We start from the raw sequence: 19,105 nt of genomic DNA on the forward strand, positions 1-19,105 counted from the left end.
GGCGTTGTGGCTGCAGTTTCATGTGTATGATTGACATCCCCCTACCCCCTTCAAAGGGGCAGGGCTGTTAAGTTCTGTATAAAACTATCCCCTTGAGGGGATTATAGGGGTGTTGCTTCAGTACTAAAATGCTGATAGCTGGCCATATTACTGTTTTAACACAATCGTAAACACCCCTCTGAGAGCTACGCTCGCAAGTTTCGAACTCCCGTTCTCACTTGTCCTCAAGGGGAGAATTACCCAGATCTTAACGGCCCTACCCTTCAAAGGGGGACTTCAGCCATTACCTGTATCAGGTATAATCCCTGATGAGAGTATCACAGACCACTGGCAGGTATAGCAATAGTAACTTGCACCTGAGCAATGAAACAGATCACTTCAGCCAGGTGCACATTACGACGCTCCACTGTTTGAGCGTTCAGCGAGTTTGGAGCGTCTTGACTTTTTTGCCTACTTTTTGTGTCAAGACAAAAGTAGGTGCCAGCCGCACAGGCGAAGCTATAGAACAATTCAGGTGCCTATACCTGCAACAGCCGTAGCTATACCTATACCTGGGCCAAGGACCCTACCATAGCAAACACGAGCGAGGACGCTCGCGCCATGAAAGTCATGAAAGTATAAACCTGCCAGCAAGGCAAAAAACCATTTATATCATATAAAAACCCCTATCCTCAATATAGGAAACAACTAATTTTCCAGAATAAAACGTATGTTTATACCACCAACACAAACACAAAACCTAACATGAGTCAATTAACCATCAACAGCCTCGAAGAACTGGAATCGTACCAGGGGAAAGAACTGGGTGTATCGGACTACCACACCATCACGCAGGAGCAGATCAAGAAATTCGCGGACGCTACCCTCGACCACCAGTGGATTCATCTGGACGAGAACCGCGCGACCATCGAGACGCCTTTCCGGTCGACGATCGCGCACGGCTACCTGACGGTGTCGCTGCTTCCCTACCTGTGGGGCCAGATCGTGAAGATCGGGAATGTGAAAATGCAGGTGAACTACGAGATAGAAAGTCTGCGCTTCAACCAGGCCGTGACCGTGAACAGCCGGGTGCGGCTGCGTGCCAAAATGCTGTCAGTTAAAAACCTGCGCGGAATCGCCAAAACACAGATCGAAGTTACCCTCGAAATCGAGAACAGCCGTAAACCGGCTTATACAGGCGTGGTGACGTTCCTGTATCATTTTAACGATTAACCGGTCCGTTGGCGGGTCATCCAGACAATCAGCTTATGAGTTCTTTAGCAGCAAATATTCGCGCAGCCTTCCCGGCCCTGCAGCAATCAGGTGATCAAGTGCCGTTCATCTATTTCGACGGACCCGGCGGTACACAAATGGCAAAGCAGGCCATTGAGGGGATGCTGGCTTACATCACTGGCGGGATGGCCAACCTGCACGGCGCCTTCCCGACCAGCGTGGGCACCGACAACCTGCTGCTGGAAGGACGCAAAGCGGTGGCGGACCTGCTGCACTGTGCTCCGGAGGAGGTGGCTTTCGGGCAGAACATGACGACGCTGGCCTTCAGCATCGCCCGCAGTCTGGGCAGCTTTATCTCTTCCGGCGACGAAGTGGTGGTGACCGAAATGGACCACCGCGCCAACGTGGATCCGTGGGTGACGCTGGCCAAGGATAAAGGCGCTCAGGTGCGGTTTATAGAGCTGAACCCCGACACTTATACCTTAAACCTTGACAGACTCGACGAACTGATCACCGAGAAGACAAAGCTGGTAGCGGTCGGGATGTCGTCGAACGTGACAGGGACGGTGACGGATGTGAGGCGGGTGATAGCGCGGGCCAAAGAGGTGAATGCGATCGTGGTGGTGGATGCCGTGCACGCCGTGCCGCATCTGCCCATCGACTTCCAGGAACTGGGCTGCGACATCCTGTTTTGCTCTGCCTACAAGTTTTTCGGTCCGCACATTGGTATCGCCGTGATCGCGGCATCGCTTTTCGAGAAACTGCAGGTATACAAACTGGCGCCTGCACCGCAGCAGATTCCCGACAAGCTCGAAACGGGCACCCAAAACCACGAAGCCATTGCCGGATTGATCGGGGCCATCACGTTCATAGAACAGTTGGGCGAAGGCCATACCCGAAGAGAACGACTGGTATCAGGCATGCAGCGCATCGAAGAGCACGAGCAGCAGCTCACAGATCGGCTGGAAAGTTTCCTGCGCCAGATGCCTGGTCTGAAGCTTTACCGAGCAGCTGAAGGCACCAACAAAACCCCGACCTTCGCCTTTACGCTGTCAGGTATAAAAGCCCGCGACGTGACGAGCTGGTTTGCCGAACACTACCATATGTGCATTGCCGACGGCCATTTCTACGCCTCCACCATGGCCGACAAACTGGGCGTAAACCCCATGGGCGGCTGGATCAGGATCGGCCTGGCTCCTTACAACACGATGGAGGAAGTAGTGCTTTTTGAGAAAGGCCTGAAGGAATTCATGGCTACTCACTGAACATCAATTAAATCAAGTGAATTGCCCCGGCGCGAAGCTTCTAATATACTGCCATATGAGGGTTGCTAAACAATAATTACTTACTTTTATCTTATAATTATACAATTATAGTTTTCCAACACACGGGGTTCTATACCTCAAACTCCCTACACTGCTAACGAAAACCCATGCTTTGCCATATTTTAGCCAAGCATGGGTTTTTTCATTCGAACACACGTAATCCTCGTGCAAACAGTCAGATTTTTTTAGTTAAGGGTTTAACACCGTGGTATTTAATGTAGCAACATTGAAACATCATGGCTTTAAAACAGTAGAAATTTATAAGACTTGTCTCCTGATCAAAAAGAAGGCAGGTAAAGATTTTTATATTTTGTAAATATTAACACAGAAAGCTATGATGATGAAGAATATTTTGAAGCCAGTTGCCGTGATGACATTATCGACTTTTGTACTGTCTGGTTGCGCCAGTTCTGCCGAGACGACAGATGCAACTGCCATGGAACAAGAAGCCACATACAGTGAAACCGAGCGTATGGCAGGAAGCACTACCGATGAGGAAGGCCAGATATTGGATGTGCTGGTTGTGGAAGAAAAGGCAATGGTTCCGGTTGGAACGATCGCCGTTACCGCGCTGGCCCTGGAAAACCCCTTTCCGATTGATGACATGTTTGATGACATTGACGATACAGAACAGTATACGGTCATGGAACTGGCTAGAAAAACCCCTAACCTCTCCACCTTTGTGAAGCTAATCGAGCAGGCCGGCCTGGAAAACGACCTGGAGCGTTTAGATAAAATGACTTTTTTCGCTCCAACAAACGAAGCCTTTGCCAAAATACCGGAAGATAAGCTCGCCAAGCTGCTGCTAACTGACAACAGCGCTGTACTTTCCGCCATGATACAGGCACACATTCTGCCTTCGGAGGTAGGCTCGGGGCAATTACAAAGCAATACAAGAATCCGGATGACAGACCAGAGCTACCTCCTTGTGAGTACCGATAACAGTGGCACCATTACCTCAGTCGGGAACGCACAGCTGATCAAGACGGATGTGGAAGCCTCTAACGGCAGGATTCACGTACTCGACTCCGTCATTATGCCGTCCGCTGTGGTCGATCTATAAGGCGAATAAGTCAGGCTGGATAGAATAAGCTAGACATGAATTATAAAAGCGCTGAAGGAAGTGTTCCTTCGGCGCTTTTATAATTTAAAGTAAGGACTTAAACAGGGCTACTAAAGTGGATAGACGATAGTCTCTGTCTCTTACTTTATCTCAAAAGAACTCTCATTGATCCCCAACTTATTCTTAGAGTGCAGCTCCACCGGAAAGCCCCACAGGTAGCGGAGATGGGCCATGGTCTGGCGGGCGCTTTTGGTTTCGAGTTTGCGGTCCCGCTGCATGTAGTGCGTCAGGTATAGCTTGCTGGTCTGGTGCCGGTCTACGCGGGTCACCTGGATGTTGGGGATGTGGCTGGAACGGTCGTACTGTGCCGCCAACTGCTCCCGCACCCGGCGGTAGCCCCGTTCGTTGTGGATGGCCCCGATCTCAAACTCCGCTTCTCCTTCGTTGTCGATGATCGTGAAAAGCTTCATGTCGCGGATCACTTTCGGGGAAAGGTACTGCAGAATAAAACTGTCGTCGCGGAAGTTTTCCATCACATACAGCACCTGGTCCAGCCAGTCTTTGCCGATCAGGTCCGGGAACCAGGCCTTGTCCTCTTCGGTCGGCTCCTGACAGATGCGCTTAATATCCATGAAAATATTGAAGCCCAGGGTATAGGGATTGAGCCCGGAATAGAACTTGCTGCTATACTCTGGTTGATAGAGCACGCCGCTGTGGCTCTTGATGAACTCCAGCATGAAGCCGTCGTTGAGGTAGCCCTCCTCGAACATCTTGTTGATGATGTGGTAGTGCACAAATGTTGCAAAGCCCTCGTTCATGACTTTGGTCGCGCCCTGTGGGTAAAAGTATTGCGACACCTTGCGGACGATGCGCACCAGTTCACGCTTCCAGGCCGGTAGAGCGGGAGCGTATTTCTCAATAAAATAAAGGATGTTGTCTTCCGGCTCTTTGGGAAAGCGCCCTTCGTCCAAAGCACCTGTTTCCAGTTCGGCTGTGCTTTTGGGCAGGGTACGCCACAGTTCGTTGTAGTTTTCATGCCGGATCAAAGTGAGTTTCTTCAGCCGCTCGTTCTCCTCCAGTGCCGACAGCTTAGAGGGTTTCCTGTACTTATCGACGCCGTAGTTCATGAGTGCGTGTGCTGCATCCAACACCTTCTCTACCTCCTCTTCTCCATGCTCTTCTTCGCAGCGTAACACATACTCCCGCGCAAAAGCCATGTAGTCGACAATGGAGTCGGCCGAGGTCCAGTCGAGGAACATGTAGTTGTTGGCAAAAAAGGCGTTGTGGCCCTGGCAGGCGTGGGCGATCACGAGTAGCATCATGCAGGTGGAGTTGTTCTCCATGTTGTAGCTGATGCAGGGATTGGAGTTAATCACCAGTTCGTACGAAAGCCCCATGCGGCCCTTGCTGTAGTTGCTCTGGTTGAGCACGAAGTCCTTCCCGAATTTCCAGTGCGGGTACGAGGTAGGCAGGCCGGTGAGCGCATAGGCATCGAGCATCTGCTCCGAAGTCACGACCTCGATCTGGTTCGGGTATATTTTCAGCTTCAGATATTCCTGCCCGATCCGGCTGATCACCTCATCCGCCGCCTGCAGCGTTTCATAATCCCAGTTCGGATCACAAAACATCGCCCGGTATTTTTCTTTGTCAGTCATATTTTTTTGGGTATCAAGTATTAGGTATCACGTAGCAAGACTTAGCTTGAGGGAATGGCTTGAAAAAGGATGTTTTGAAGGCATCGTGCTACTTGCTACGTGATACTTGATACGTTTTAAGCCACGCTTCGCTTCCTGAACAGTCCCTGGAAAACAGGCCAGATCTCGAAAGGCTCGTATACCTGCCTGATCGAGAAAGAGTCGTCGTCACTGATGCGGTTGTAGGCCTGCCACAGGTCACTTTCGCGCGGACTGTTGCTGATCTCAAGATAGGCCATGTACTGAATAGCGGGCAGGATATTCTCCAGCAAAAGCTGCTTGCATTCGGTCGCGTCCTGCTTCGACCACACGTCACCGTCGGAGGCCTGGCAGCAGTACACGTTCCAGTTCTCGTCGTAGCGGGTGCGCATGATCTGCTCCATCAGCTTGAGCGAGGGCGCCACCACCGTACCGCCACTTTCTCTGGAATTGAAAAACTCTTCTTCAGACACTTCCTTGGCTTCGGTATGGTGCCGGATAAAGACCAGCTCCACGTTCTTGTACTGCCGGGTCAGGAAGATGTAGAGCAGCGTGAAAAAGCGCTTGGCTACGTCTTTCTCATGTTGACCCATCGAGGCCGATACGTCCATGATGCAGAACATCACGGCCGAAGTGACAGGTATAGGCACCCGCTCAAAATTGTTGTAGCGCAGGTCAATGTCCTCGAAGAAAGGAAGGGTGCTCGCCTGTCGCCTAACCTTTTCCACTTCCTCGGTGAGCGTGCTTTTCAGCTGCGGGTCGGTCGCCAGCGACAGCTGCTCCTCCAGTAGCGCCAACTTCTTGTCCAGTACGCCCTTGAGGGCCAGTCGACGCCCAAGCGACTGTTGGTAGCTGGTCTTGATGTTGAGGCGGGAAGGAACGCTGTCGCGGGTATAACCGGCTCGTCGCATCTCAAAATTATCAGTGCTGTCCATCAGTTTCTTCACCATGTTGGGCAGCGCCAGGTCGTCAAAAAAGTACTTCAGAAACTCCTCCCGCGACAGCACCACGGTAAACTCATCCTCGGTCACCTCCGGACTGTTGGAGCCCTTGCCCCGTCCGCCGCCGCCTCCTCCCCCTTTGGGTTTGGGCACGCGGTCGCCCTCGCTAAACTTGTCGTTGCCGGGCCTCACACTTTGCTTCTTGCCGGTTTTGGGGTCGTGGTGAAAAGTAGGTTCATCGAGTCCGCGCACAGGCACCTTCACACTACCACCGGTACTGCTGTCCTTGATGCTCTCCTGCGAAATGATGTCAGGTATAGCCTTCTTGATCTGGCTCTCCACCCGCTTCAGAAACTTCTGCCGGTTCCCGGTGGACTTCCCCTTGTCGTTCTTCCGTCTGTCGATGATGTGGCTCATTTGAGTTAGTGATTGAGTGATGGAGTGATTGAGCGAATGAGTGAGTTATTTTTATTGAGTGAATGAGTGAGTTAGTGAATTGTTAAATTGTTGATGGTTAAATTGTTGAGATTAATAATTAACAACTCTCCAATGTGACATCACTCATCCACTCCATCACTAATTCACTCCATCAAAATCACGCCATTGTTTTTCTTACGCGCATGAACCAATCTACCAGGATGCGGATCTGCTTGTCGGTGTAGCCGCGGTCGCGCATGCGGCGGGTGAAGTCACGGTGCTTCTTCTCGTCTTCCTCGTTGGTTTTCACGTTGAAGGAAACAACTGGCAACAGGTCTTCGGTGTTGGTGAAGATCTTCTTCTCGATCACGTTTTTGATCTTTTCATAGGAATCCCAACGTGGGCTTTGTCCGCCATGATTGGCCTTAAAGCGCAGGAAGAAGTTGGTCACCTCGGAGCGGAAGTCTTTCGGGTTGGCGATGCCGGCCGGCTTCTCGATCTTCTCCAGTTCCTCGTTCAAAATGCTGCGATCGAAGATCTCCCCGGAGTCCGGGTCGCGGTAATCGTTGTTCTGCATCCAGTGGTCGGCGTATACCACATACTTCTCGAAGATGTTCTGGCCGTAGGAGCTGTAGGATTCGATGTAGGCCTTCTGGATCTCGTCGGAAATGAACTCGGCATACTTGCTGGCCAGCACCGACTTGATCAGGTGCAGGTATTTGGTTTCGGTTTCAGGCGGCAGCATCATCTTAATCACTTCCTGCTCCAGCACATACAGCAGGTGCACCGGGTTAGCGGCAATCTCCTCGCTGTCGAAGTTGAAAACCTTGGAAAGAATCTTGAAGGCGAAGCGGGTCGATATACCCTGCATGCCCTCGTTTATACCTGCATCGTCGCGGTACTCCTGTATGGACTTGGCGTTCGGGTCCGTCTCGCGCAGGGTCTCGCCGTTGTATACCCGCATCTTGGAGTAGATGCTGGAATTCTCCGGCTCCTTCAGGCGCGACATCACCGAAAACTCAGCCAGCAACTCGATGGTCTTCGGGGCGCAGGGCGCTTCTTTCAGGGAGCTTTCGCGGATGAGCTTTTCGTAAATCTTGATCTCTTCGCTCACGCGCAGGCAGTAAGGCACCTGCACTTTGTAAATACGGTCGAGGAAGGCTTCGTTCTTTTTGTCGTTGAGGAATTTTGCCCACTCCGACTCGTTGGAGTGCGCCAGAATAATGCCGTCGAAAGGTATAGCGCCGATCGGCTCGGTGCCTTTGTAGTTCTTTTCCTGGGTGGCGGTGAGCAGCGGGTTCAGCACCTTGATCGGGGCCTTGAACATCTCCACGAACTCCAGCAAACCCTGGTTGGCGAGGCACAGACCACCGGTATACGAGTAGGCGTCCGGATCGCTCTGCTGGTAATCGGCCAGCTTGCGGATGTCGACTTTGCCCACCAGGGTAGAAATATCCTGGTTGTTTTCGTCGCCAGGCTCGGTCTTGGAAATCGCGATCTGCTCCTGGATGGACGGGAAAAGCCGCACCACCTTGAAACGGTTGATGTCACCGTCAAACTCACGCAGCCGCTTAGATGCCCAGGGGCTCATGCAGCCGGGTATGTAGCGGGCAGGTATAGCGTACTCCTCTTCCAGCTCTTCGGCATAGTCGGCAAACAGCCCCAGCGGACTCTCGAACACCGGACTGATCTGGTCGTCGGCTTTGAGCACATAGATCGGGTTCTGCTGCATCAGGTGCTTCAGTTTCTCGGCGAGGGAGCTTTTGCCGCCTCCCACAGGCCCCATCAGGTATAGGATCTGCTTCTTTTCCTCCAGCCCCTGCGCCGAGTGGCGGAAGTAGGACACGATCTGCTCGATGGTGCTTTCCATGCCGTAGAAATCGCGGAAGGCGGGGTAAATCTTGATTTTCTTGTTGGAGAAAATGCGGCTCAGTTTAGGGTCCTGGCGCGTGTCGAGCATCTCCGGCTCCCCGATGGCATCAAGGATGCGCTCGGCGGGCTTGGCGTACATCTTCGGGTCTTTCCGACACTCCTCAAGATAGGCAGCTACTGTCATCTCGTTCGTGGAGGCACTGTAATTGGTCTTGATCTTTTCTAAAATATTCATTGGGCGTATTTTTAGAGAATCATTTTAAAACCTGGGAGCAATAAGCAGTGCCTTCGTGATGGATAGCCCGTTTACTGCCTGTCGGTTGAATGTGTCATCATTTGAGTTATTTTATGGTCTGCACGCCTTCTATGCAAGGAATGCCGCTATGCTTGCTTGTCTGATACCGTGCCATGGCCAGGCCCTTGGTTGGTTCTGAGGCTGTACGCTCACGGACAGGTATGCGGGCAGGAAATGTGTACGCGTACACATGAAGCAGGGCGCTGCTTTCCATTGCCCGGAACAGGGGAAGAGTGGCTCGGCGACAAAATTGGCTGTCCCCTGTGCCCTATGTTATGCTATACGTAGATTTTATACTTCTGTAGCCGGGTTTGTGCCTCTCTTTATTTGCAGAACAGAGCACTTGTATTTTAGATTCAAAATCGGCAATATTTTATAACTTCACATCTATACGTATTTTGTACAAAATTGTCTATCCCTATACCTGTTGTTGTAGGTATGGCAATACTGACTCAACACACAGACATGCAAGAAGATAACTTCAACCCGCGCCAGATGCCGATTTTCCAGAAGGGTCGTGAGATCTATGAGCTCACCGTCAAGATCGCGGATCTTATACCTGAAGAGGACCACCGGCTCTCCGGCAGCAAGGCTTTCATGCTGGAAGATGCGGCCATGCTGAGTGTAAAAGTGGCCGGTGCAGAGGGCGGCGACCTGTATGACATCCGGATGGAATGCGCCACCCTGATTCGCAAGGCAGCCCGCGACCTGCAGAATCACTGCAACACGCTGACCATGTTTGGATTCGAGCACATCCACTACCTGCACCTGATCAGGGACGCGCTGGAGGAGTACCGCCTGCTGTTTGTGGAATGGGTGAAAACGTTTGACGCCTGGAACTACGCCGTGGACCGCTGGGGCCTTTTCAACCCGCCCGGCGTGCAGCCCGACGACCCGGACCCGGACCGGGGATTGGATGGATTTTGACAGATGAATGTAGCCTTATGCACAGGAATGAGTATAAATGATAAACGAAGCAGATTATGGCGCAGGAAATGGAATACTGGGATGAAGACAGGTACCTGGAACTGAACACCTACTTCCGGATAAAAATACAGGGCATGGTCGACTCCGATCCCTATATCCGGGATCTTCAGAAATCGGAAGATGGGCTGCAACTAACCGACCTGATCAACCGCATGTCGGCTAGTGACCAGGAACTTTGGGATGAATTCATTAAGCTGGACCGCATCAAGCTGCACCTGGATATGCAGAACCACCTGGAGGGCAAAGGCACTCCCTTTACCCCGAGACATGGATTTGGGGACGCGTCGTCTGAGGCCGATGACAACGCTTCTCCCTGGTGAGCACCGGGAGCCGGATAAGTACAAGACACAGCATAATATATTGAAACATTTTGACAGATTGTCGTTTATACAATGGACGGACTGATAAGCGGGTTAAAACATTGTTAATTTACCATATATAGCCCCAAACCATTTCGTTTTAAATACATTTTTCTATAATTTCGCTTCGTTAAGAGACAATTCACGGACATATAAAAAATACAGGCATGTCAGAACACGCTGAAATAATTTTAGAGGGGAAGTCCTACAAGTTCCCGGTTGTAACTGGTACCGAGAATGAGAAAGCAATTGATATAGCTACTTTGCGCTCGGAGTCAGGCTACATCACCCTGGACTCCGGTTATAAAAATACGGGTGCCACCAAAAGTGCCATCACTTTCCTGGACGGAGAGCAAGGCATTCTGCACTACAGAGGTTACCCGATCGAGCAACTGGCTGAAAAGTCGAACTTCATTGAAGTAGCTTACCTGCTGATCTACGGCGCACTGCCAACCGCGCAGGAACTGGAGGAATTCAGTGGTAAGATCAAAATGCATACGCTCGTGAACGAGGACATGCGCAAGATTCTGGACGGCTTCCCGTCAACGGCACACCCGATGGGTATCCTTTCTGCCATGATCAGTTCCCTGACTGCTTTTTATCCGGAGTCGCTTAATCCAAACCAGTCAAAAGAAGAGATGGACCTGTCTATCATTCGTTTGATGGCCAAGATCTCAACCATTGCTGCCTGGTCTTACAAAAACTCAGTAGGGCATCCGGTAAACTACCCTAAAAACAAGCTGGACTATTGCTCTAACTTCCTCCACATGATGTTCGCCTTCCCTACGGAAGACTACGAGATCAACCCGGTGGTAGTAGATGCGATCAACAAACTGCTTATCCTTCACGCCGACCACGAGCAAAACTGCTCTACGTCTACTGTGCGTCTGGTAGGTTCTGCCAACGCCAGCCTTTATTCTTCTGTATCTGCCGGCATCAGCGCCCTGTGGGGTCCGCTGCACGGTGGTGCCAACCAGGCCGTAATCGAAATGCTGGAGCAGATCAAAGCGGATGGTGGCGACTCGAAGAAATTCATTGCCAAAGCAAAAGACAAGGACGATCCGTTCCGCCTGATGGGCTTCGGTCACCGTGTTTACAAGAACTTCGACCCACGTGCCCGCATCATCAAGAAGGCCGCTGACGAAGTTTTGACTGCCCTTGGCATCAATGACCCGATCCTGACCATCGCGATGGAACTGGAGGAAGCAGCGCTGAACGATCCGTATTTCGTAGAGCGTAAGCTGTACCCGAACGTAGACTTCTACTCAGGGATTATCTACCGCGCACTCGGCATCCCAACCGACATGTTTACGGTAATGTTCGCCCTCGGCCGTCTACCAGGTTGGATCGCACAGTGGAAAGAAATGCGTGAGCAGAAAGAGCCAATCGGCCGTCCGCGTCAGATCTACACTGGCGAAACAGAGCGTAACTACGTAGAAATCGAGAAGAGATAATATTGTCTAGATTTATAAGAAAACGGCCCGCTGCTACTTTGCAGCGGGCCGTTTTTTGTTTTCAGCAGCCCCTGATGTGGTTTTCATTTTATGGCGCGAGCGTCCTCGCTCGTGTTTGCTATGGTTGGGCCTCTGGCCCAGGTATAGGTATAGCCTGCTTTGCTTTGTGGCAAGTGCTGTTGCAGGTATAGCAACCTGCATTGCTTTGTAGCTTGCCCTGGCCGGGCGGGCCTTACTTTTTTCCTTGATGAAAAAAGTAAGCAAAAAAATCAAGACGATTTTAAACTCGCTGACCGCTCAGACACAAAATCGTCATCGGTGCACCGGGCACAGCTATTTGTTTCATAGCTTCCGTGCGAGTTAGCCTCCTTTACCTGCCAGCGGTCTGCGACAGGTGCCACAGGACTTAAATCTGTGAACTAGTAAAGGCCAAAAGTCCCCCTTTAAAGGGAGGGCAGTGGGTGACAATCAGGCACCACTCCTTCCCCTGTTCTTAGGGTAGGGACCCTTGATAAAAGGGAAAGACTGGGATGGATTTAATTCCCGATAACGCTATACCTTATAAGTGGCTACTCCAGCAAATTTAAAAGTGAATGTCGCGGTACCCTGTTAGGAATTCAGAGTACCAGCGCGCGTTCTCACCAGCTTCCCTCCTATAACACCCGCATTTCAATGCGACGGTTCTGGCTGCGATTTTCTTCTGAGGAATTTGGCTTCACTGGGCGGCTTTCACCGTGGCCGACAGAGGTGATGCGCTCTTTGGGCACTTTGTTGCTGCGCAGGTAGTCGGCTACGGAACGGGCGCGACGCTCGGAGAGCACCTTGTTGTCAGCGTCAGAACCGACATCATCGGTATGGCCCGAAATTTCGATCCTAATGGAAGGATTCTGCTGCATGAAGGTGATGAGCTTATCTAATTCCGTTTTCGATTTACGCTCCAGCTTATACTGCCCCGTGTCGAAAAACAGGTTGTTGAGCACAATGGCTGCTCCGGATTTGACTGGCTTCAGGTATACGTCGAGCGCCACAGGGTCAAGCGACTTGCGGGAGGTATAGTCAAAGCTCAGGCTGTTCATCAGGAAACCAGGCGCTGACACGTAGAGTGCGTACTGCTGCCCTTCGGAAAGCACGATGGTATACTCACCCGATACCTTGTCGGAGTTCACCTGCTGCACTAGCGAGTCGGCGCTTACGTCGTAGAGCTGCACCACCGCAGCAATCGGCTTCTTGGTATCGGCATGGAAAACGCGGCCCTGGGCATAGGTGCTGGTTACTTTACTGCGCCAGTTTTCCGGCACGTCCAATTCGTACAGTTGAATGGTGGCGGCACCAGCTTCCGTCATTTCTTGGCGGGAGTAGTAGCCTTTTTTATTATCGGCCGTGATAAAGAGTGAGCCTTCATCGGCATGCGTGTTAAGCGGGTAGCCCATGTTTTCGGGGTCGCTCCATTTGCTTTTGTTGTCCTGCGTGGTCATAAACACGTCGAGACCACCCATGCCCAGGTGCCCGTCACTCACAAAGTAAAGTGTGCTCCCACTTACGTGAATGAAGGGTGCCATGTCACGGCCTTTGGAGTTCACAGGCTCGCCCATGTTCTCGGGCTTCTGCCACGAGCCGTCTTCATTCAGCCGGGTTACCCAGATGTCTTCTTTGCCTATACCTCCCGGCCGTGTGGAGGTGAAGTACAGGGTGCGGCCGTCAGCAGAAAGGCTTGGCTGTGAGTCCCATGCTTTGGAGTTCACGACCGTACCCATGTTCTTTGGTTTGCTCCACTCATCCCCGCTCCTGAACGAAATGTACAGATCGCAATCGCCCTGGCTGTCGGAGCGGTTGCAGGAAGTGAACACAATGGTCTTGCCGTCTCCGGAAATGGTAGCGGCTCCTTCGTTGGCAGTCGTGTTGATGGAGGGCGAGATGGAGTTTGGCGGACTCCATTGTTTGTCGCGGTACTGGCTGACGAAGATATTTTCGTCCTGGTCAGGCCGATGGCCGGCACGTGCGGTGAAGATCAGGTTACGCTGGTCGGCAGTGGTGGATGGAAAGTATTGCAGTTCAAATCGGTTGACGTTGCCGGGAAGCCTGACCGGGTTGAAGCTCACTGGTTTCTTCATGGCCTCGGCAGCAAACTCAGCGGACTGGATCTGCTGACGGGCGAAGTCTGTCATGCGGCCATTCCGGGGTTTGCCGCGCAGGAAAAGCTCAAAGTTTTTGCGGGCGTTCTCGTAGTCGCCCCGCTCAAAGTACAGGTCAGCCAAATCGAAATAGCTGTTCATCAGACCGGCATTAAAAGGCTTGAGGGTCAGACCTTTCTGCAGATTTTCAAACACCTCCGGCTTGTTGCCCATGGCCCGGTGCAGGCTAGCGATTTTCAGGTAAGCGTCAGCATACTTGGGGTCACGCTCAATGGCCTCATCCAGGTAGGTGAGTGCCTTGTTAAAATCACGTGCCTGGGCTGCTTCTTCGGCTTTGTAGTAGAGGGTTACTGCTTTTCTGGAATTGGAGGCTGGTCTGTCCTGTGCCAGGCCAGTGGTTGCTATACTAAGGGTAATCAGAGTCAGAAGAAGCAGCGGCTTAAGCATAGCTTTACGGAATATCCATGTACTTGTGCGTCTGTAAGGACACACGCCATTGGGGGTTGTTTTTAACGTATTCGACAATATACGGCATCAGTTGCCCGGCTTTGCTCCACTCTGGCTGCAGGTATAGCTTACAGCTGGCCCCTACCCTTTCCGCATGCTCTTCTGCCCACGCAAAATCCGATTTGTTAAATATAATGACTTTTAGCTCATCTGCAAAAGGATAGACAGAAGCATCTGGTGCCTTGAATTTTTTAGGAGACAAACACACCCAATCCCAGTGACCGCTCAGCGGGTAAGCCCCGGAAGTTTCGATCATGGTGCGTATACCTGCGTCCTGCAATCCGGCTGTCAGCGGGTTGAGGTTGTAGAGCAAAGGCTCGCCTCCTGTCACTACGACGGTTTTACCCGGAAAGGTTCTGGCGGTATCTACGATCTCCTGTACAGGCGTGAGCGGATGCTGTTCAGCGTCCCAACTCTCTTTCACATCGCACCAGTGGCAGCCCACATCGCAGCCTCCCAGCCTGATAAAATAAGCGGCCGTGCCAGTGTTGCCACCCTCCCCCTGGATGGTATAAAAAGCCTCCATCAAGGGAAGTTCACTGCCATCTTTGGGCACTGTATGAATCGAGGCAGTCTTGTATGCTTTTGTCGTTTCCAATTCTGTATTCCATCGGCCATACCTGATCAACCAGGTATAGACCTTCATTAAATTAAGGCCCGGCTGTACCTCTAAAGAGTATAAGCGTCACCGAACTTGCAAAGTTAGTTAAAAATGCAACAAGGTAGAGATCAACTTATGTTCCGCTATACCTGACTGGAACATAAACTTCTGTAATCAGGCCGTTGTAGGAACAGGTCGCGACTTGTACGAAACGTAATCAGGAATTAGCAGGTGGGTACATCACGAATCGCATGTGGTAAAAATACAGTGCGGTCATTTGCAGTCCCGATCACAAGATGTGCGGACAGGTCGCGACCTGTCCCTACAGGCGATTACGTTTTCAAAAGGTTATTCTATTTAGGCTCTTTCGGACATCCTTGTCCGAAAGCCAGCTGTAGGGGATGTCCACATCCCCGTGTGTGGGTCAGCAGGTATACGGGGATTAAGAAATCCCCTACCGTTTGCTTTCGGATTGATAAATCCGAAAGAGCCTTTGAGCTTGTTCCCAGCTAGCCTCTGTTGTTAGAAGGTATACGGGGACAAGGATGCCCCCAGCAGAACTACTTTCGGACACGGATGTCCGAAAGAGCACTCAGGGAGCGCTCAGCTTGCCTACTTCTCCATTTGCCTATGCCAGCCTGGAGACCCGGCACAATTAGGCACGGGCACTCTCTGTTTTATTTCAGCGGCAGATATATCCAAAACAGCCTTATGAACAATTGAAAGCCTCCACAGAGCAGAACGCATTATGATCAGAGGCAGGGAACAGCCGATCTGACTCTATAAAAAGACCCCTGCCCGTTTTGGAGGTGCAGGGGTCTTTTATAAAAGTATTTCGCAAGAGATACTTTACGCGTATACCTCTTTCCTCGCCGCTCTCAGCGTGTTTTTCAGTAGCATGGCAATGGTCAGCGGACCAACACCGCCTGGAACCGGCGTGATGTAACTGCACTTTGGAGCCACATTGTCAAAATCTACGTCGCCGCGCAGTCTGTAGCCTGATTTGCGGGTAGGGTCCGGAACGCGGGTGGTTCCTACGTCGATCACCACAGCACCTTCTTTGACCATGTCGGCCGTTATCAAACCAGGTATACCTACAGCGGCGATGATGATATCCGCCTGTCGGGTGTGGTAGGCCAGATCGTAGGTGTTGCGGTGGCAGAGGGTCACCGTAGCATTGCCCGGATAGGCAGCCTTGGCCATCAGGATGCTCATAGGCGAGCCCACAATGTTGCTGCGGCCGATCACCACACAATGTCTACCGCTCGTTTCAATGCCGTAGCGCTCGATCAGTTGCAGGATGCCATACGGAGTGGCAGGCAGGAAAGAAGTCAGGCCGGCCACCATACGGCCAACGTTAGCCGGATGGAAACCATCCACGTCTTTCTTCGGATCTACCGCTTCCAGCACCTTCTGCGTGTTAATGTGCTTTGGCAGCGGCAACTGCACGATAAAGCCGTCTACTTCTTCGCTCTCGTTCAGTTCCTGAATCTTGCCAAGCAATTCTTCCTCGGTCACATCGTCGTTGTAGCGCACCAGCGTAGAGCCGAAACCAACACGGTCGCAGGCCAGTACCTTGTTGTTCACGTACGTGACAGAACCACCGTCATTGCCTACCAGTATGGCCGCCAGGTGCGGCACCTTGCCTCCATTAGCCTTTATTTCGGCAACTTCAGCAGCAATCTCTTGCTGAATGGCTTCGGATGTTTTTTTACCGTCGAGCAGAATCATGATTTTTATTGAAAGTTAAGTGTTAATTGTTCTGAGTTATAAGTCGACATATGAGTCGTTAATCAGGTCTTCATCGGCGAGCTGAAGCAGCTCTTTGTAGTAACTGCATTGTTGTCGCAGCACATTTATACCTAGCGAACCCTCCAGGTCTATGGCTTCGATCTCTATAAAATGCCCTGACCCTTCCAGGTGGTCTATGTGAAACTTGACATTATCAATAAAGAAGATCTTGCGAAGTTTCTTTACCTGTGCCAATATCTGTTTGCCATCGCAAATTTGCGCAACAGTGGCCGGGCTGGGATTTTTCAGGTAGAGCAGTACTTCGGTCTTTTGCATCCCTCCACTGATCTCCCGCTTGTAGTGCATCTGCACATTTTCAATATTGCCCTGCCGGTGCTTGAGCTTACCTAGCTCGGTTTCATAAAAAGTGTCTGTCTGCATGTCAAGGCCTACATAGTCTGCCTTGTGTTGCAACAACGTGCTCTCCGCCTCAGATGGAGAGGCACAGTGGGCTTTTATGGAGATGTCAGCGTACAAGCGGTCGGCAGATTCTAATTAGATAATTTGACAAAGGACTGTGGGACAAAGGACAAAGGAAAGATTATCTACACTTAAGTCTTTTGCCCTTCGTCAAAAGCTTCCTTTGTCAAGGAAGTATAAGCGATAAGCCCCGGCGTGCGGGGGCACGTCGGGGCTTGGCATGGTTAGTCGAGTTTGAGCACAGCTAAGAAGGCTTCCTGCGGAATCTCCACGTTGCCTACCTGTCGCATGCGTTTCTTTCCTTTCTTCTGTTTCTCGAGGAGCTTGCGTTTACGCGAAATGTCACCGCCGTAGCACTTGGCCAATACGTTTTTGCGAAGGGCCTTCACCGTTTCGCGGGCGATGATCTTCTGACCGATAGCCGCCTGAATGGCGATCTCGAACATCTGGCGCGGCAGCAGCTCACGCAGCTTTTCGCAAAGGCGCTTGCCCCAGTCGTAGGCCTTGTCACGGTGCACGATGGCACTCAGGGCATCCACTTTCTCGCCATTCAGCATTACGTCCAGCTTCACCATGTTCGACTGGCGGAAGCCAATCAGTTCGTAGTCAAGTGAGGCGTAACCTCTGGAAATGGTCTTCAGTTTATCAAAGAAGTCAAATACGATCTCAGCGAGCGGCATTTCAAACGAGAGCTCCACGCGGTCGCTGGTCAGGTAGGTCTGGTTCTTCAGAACACCGCGCTTGTCCATACAAAGCGTGATGATCGGGCCCACGTACTCTGCCTTCGAGATGATCTGCGCCTTGATGAACGGCTCCTCGATGCGGTCGATGTAGTTCGGCTCCGGCATTTCGGAAGGGGCGTTCACTTTCAGTAGCTCACCCTTGGTAGAATAAGCGTGGAACTGCACGGACGGAACCGTGGTGATTACCGTCATGTCGAACTCGCGCTCCAGACGCTCCTGCACGATCTCCATGTGCAGCATACCGAGGAAGCCGCAACGGAAACCAAAACCAAGGGCGGCGGATGTTTCCGGCTCCCATACCAGCGAGGCATCGTTTAGCTGCAGCTTCTCCATGGATGCACGCAGCTCTTCGTACTCGCTTGTCTCTACCGGGTAGATACCGGCAAAAACCATCGGTTTCACGTCTTCGAAGCCTTGTATACCTAACGCGGGACGGTCGACGTGCGTGATCGTATCGCCTACTTTTACCTCTTTTGCATTCTTGATGCCAGAGATCAGGTAGCCCACGTTGCCGGCAGCCATTTCCTGGCGAGGTTCCTGGTTCAGTTTCAATACTCCGATCTCGTCTGCTTCGTAAGTCTTGCCGGTGTTGATGAACTTTACCTTCTCCCCTTTCCTGAGTGTGCCGTTATAAATTCGGAAGTATACCTCAATGCCCCTGTAGGAGTTGAAAACCGAGTCGAAGATCAGGGCCTGCAATGGTGCGGCAGGGTCTCCTTTCGGGGCGGGAATGCGATCGCAGATCGCGTTCAGGATATTTTCTATTCCAATGCCGGACTTGCCGGAAGCCAGGATAATGTCTTCCTTGTCACAGCCGATCAGGTCGATGATCTGGTCGCTTACCTCCTCCGGCATGGCATGCGGCAGGTCGATCTTGTTCAGCACCGGGATGATCTCCAGGTCGGAGCCGATGGCCAGGTATAGGTTTGAGATCGTCTGCGCCTCTATACCTTGCGAAGAGTCCACGATCAGCAGCGCACCCTCGCAGGCAGCAATGGAACGGGACACTTCATAGGAAAAGTCGACGTGGCCTGGTGTGTCGATCAGGTTCAGCACATAGTCTTCTCCCTTGTAACGGTAGTTCATCTGGATGGCGTGGCTCTTGATGGTGATGCCGCGCTCACGCTCCAGGTCCATGTTGTCGAGCAGCTGGTTTTGCATTTCACGCTCTGCCACCGTCGAGGTAAACTCTAACAGGCGGTCAGCCAGGGTACTTTTACCGTGGTCGATGTGGGCGATGATGCAGAAATTGCGAATGTTCTTCATATAAGTTTAATACGAGAACAAAGTTAATAATATTCCTGTCAATTTAT

The 19,105-nt window shown here is 51.6% G+C and carries 14 protein-coding genes; 6 read left to right on the forward strand and 8 right to left on the reverse strand.

Annotated elements, in window-relative coordinates; genetic code table 11:
* Positions 1–744 precede the first annotated feature (744 nt).
* From IEV97_RS01435 to IEV97_RS01445, 3 genes are all read left to right on the forward strand, one after another.
* Entirely contained in the window at positions 745–1,212 is a 468-nt protein-coding gene (locus IEV97_RS01435) for a MaoC family dehydratase (RefSeq protein WP_188499723.1), read from the forward strand.
* A gap of 35 nt (positions 1,213–1,247) precedes the next feature.
* Positions 1,248–2,477: a cysteine desulfurase-like protein gene (locus IEV97_RS01440; RefSeq protein ID WP_188499724.1), complete on the forward strand. Its 1,230-nt coding sequence runs from the start codon at positions 1,248–1,250 to the stop codon at positions 2,475–2,477.
* Between the two features lie 394 nt (positions 2,478–2,871).
* Complete coding sequence (locus IEV97_RS01445) at positions 2,872–3,600, forward strand: fasciclin domain-containing protein (protein ID WP_188499725.1); 729 nt, start codon at positions 2,872–2,874, stop codon at positions 3,598–3,600.
* 140 nt (positions 3,601–3,740) lie between these two features.
* Here IEV97_RS01445 and IEV97_RS01450 read toward each other — a convergent pair whose 3' ends face one another.
* From IEV97_RS01450 to IEV97_RS01460, 3 genes are all read right to left on the reverse strand, one after another.
* On the reverse strand, positions 3,741–5,255 hold the full coding sequence (locus IEV97_RS01450; protein ID WP_188499726.1) for a SpoVR family protein: 1,515 nt from the start codon (positions 5,253–5,255) through the stop codon (positions 3,741–3,743).
* 116 nt (positions 5,256–5,371) lie between these two features.
* Complete coding sequence (locus IEV97_RS01455; protein ID WP_188499727.1) at positions 5,372–6,631, reverse strand: YeaH/YhbH family protein; 1,260 nt, start codon at positions 6,629–6,631, stop codon at positions 5,372–5,374.
* Positions 6,632–6,809: 178 nt separating this feature from the next.
* On the reverse strand, positions 6,810–8,738 hold the full coding sequence (locus tag IEV97_RS01460) for a PrkA family serine protein kinase (protein ID WP_188499728.1): 1,929 nt from the start codon (positions 8,736–8,738) through the stop codon (positions 6,810–6,812).
* Positions 8,739–9,263: 525 nt separating this feature from the next.
* On the opposite strand from IEV97_RS01460, the gene IEV97_RS01465 reads away from it, so the two are divergent.
* The 3 genes from IEV97_RS01465 (at position 9,264) to IEV97_RS01475 (ending at position 11,598) form a co-directional block, all read left to right on the forward strand.
* Positions 9,264–9,725, forward strand: coding sequence for a hypothetical protein (locus IEV97_RS01465; protein WP_188499729.1), 462 nt, complete (start codon positions 9,264–9,266; stop codon positions 9,723–9,725).
* Positions 9,726–9,781: 56 nt separating this feature from the next.
* On the forward strand, positions 9,782–10,105 hold the full coding sequence (locus IEV97_RS01470; RefSeq protein WP_188499730.1) for a hypothetical protein: 324 nt from the start codon (positions 9,782–9,784) through the stop codon (positions 10,103–10,105).
* A 206-nt stretch (positions 10,106–10,311) separates the two neighbouring features.
* Entirely contained in the window at positions 10,312–11,598 is a 1,287-nt protein-coding gene (locus tag IEV97_RS01475) for a citrate synthase (RefSeq protein ID WP_188499731.1), read from the forward strand.
* A 653-nt stretch (positions 11,599–12,251) separates the two neighbouring features.
* On the opposite strand, the gene IEV97_RS01480 is transcribed toward IEV97_RS01475, so the two are convergent.
* The 5 genes from IEV97_RS01480 to lepA all read right to left on the reverse strand — a co-directional run bounded on the left by IEV97_RS01480 (position 12,252) and on the right by lepA (position 19,058).
* Entirely contained in the window at positions 12,252–14,177 is a 1,926-nt protein-coding gene (locus tag IEV97_RS01480) for an OmpA family protein (protein ID WP_188499732.1), read from the reverse strand.
* A 4-nt stretch (positions 14,178–14,181) separates the two neighbouring features.
* Entirely contained in the window at positions 14,182–14,835 is a 654-nt protein-coding gene (locus IEV97_RS01485) for a 7-carboxy-7-deazaguanine synthase QueE (protein ID WP_188500364.1), read from the reverse strand.
* Positions 14,836–15,687: 852 nt separating this feature from the next.
* Complete coding sequence (locus tag IEV97_RS01490; RefSeq protein WP_188499733.1) at positions 15,688–16,569, reverse strand: bifunctional 5,10-methylenetetrahydrofolate dehydrogenase/5,10-methenyltetrahydrofolate cyclohydrolase; 882 nt, start codon at positions 16,567–16,569, stop codon at positions 15,688–15,690.
* A 36-nt stretch (positions 16,570–16,605) separates the two neighbouring features.
* Entirely contained in the window at positions 16,606–17,106 is a 501-nt protein-coding gene (locus tag IEV97_RS01495) for a class IV adenylate cyclase (protein WP_188499734.1), read from the reverse strand.
* 167 nt (positions 17,107–17,273) lie between these two features.
* Positions 17,274–19,058, reverse strand: coding sequence for a translation elongation factor 4 (lepA, locus tag IEV97_RS01500; protein ID WP_188499735.1), 1,785 nt, complete (start codon positions 19,056–19,058; stop codon positions 17,274–17,276).
* Between the last annotated feature and the right edge of the window lie 47 nt (positions 19,059–19,105).

The sequence above is a fragment of the Pontibacter amylolyticus genome (assembly GCF_014638845.1).
Taxonomy (GTDB): Bacteria; Bacteroidota; Bacteroidia; order Cytophagales; family Hymenobacteraceae; genus Pontibacter; species Pontibacter amylolyticus.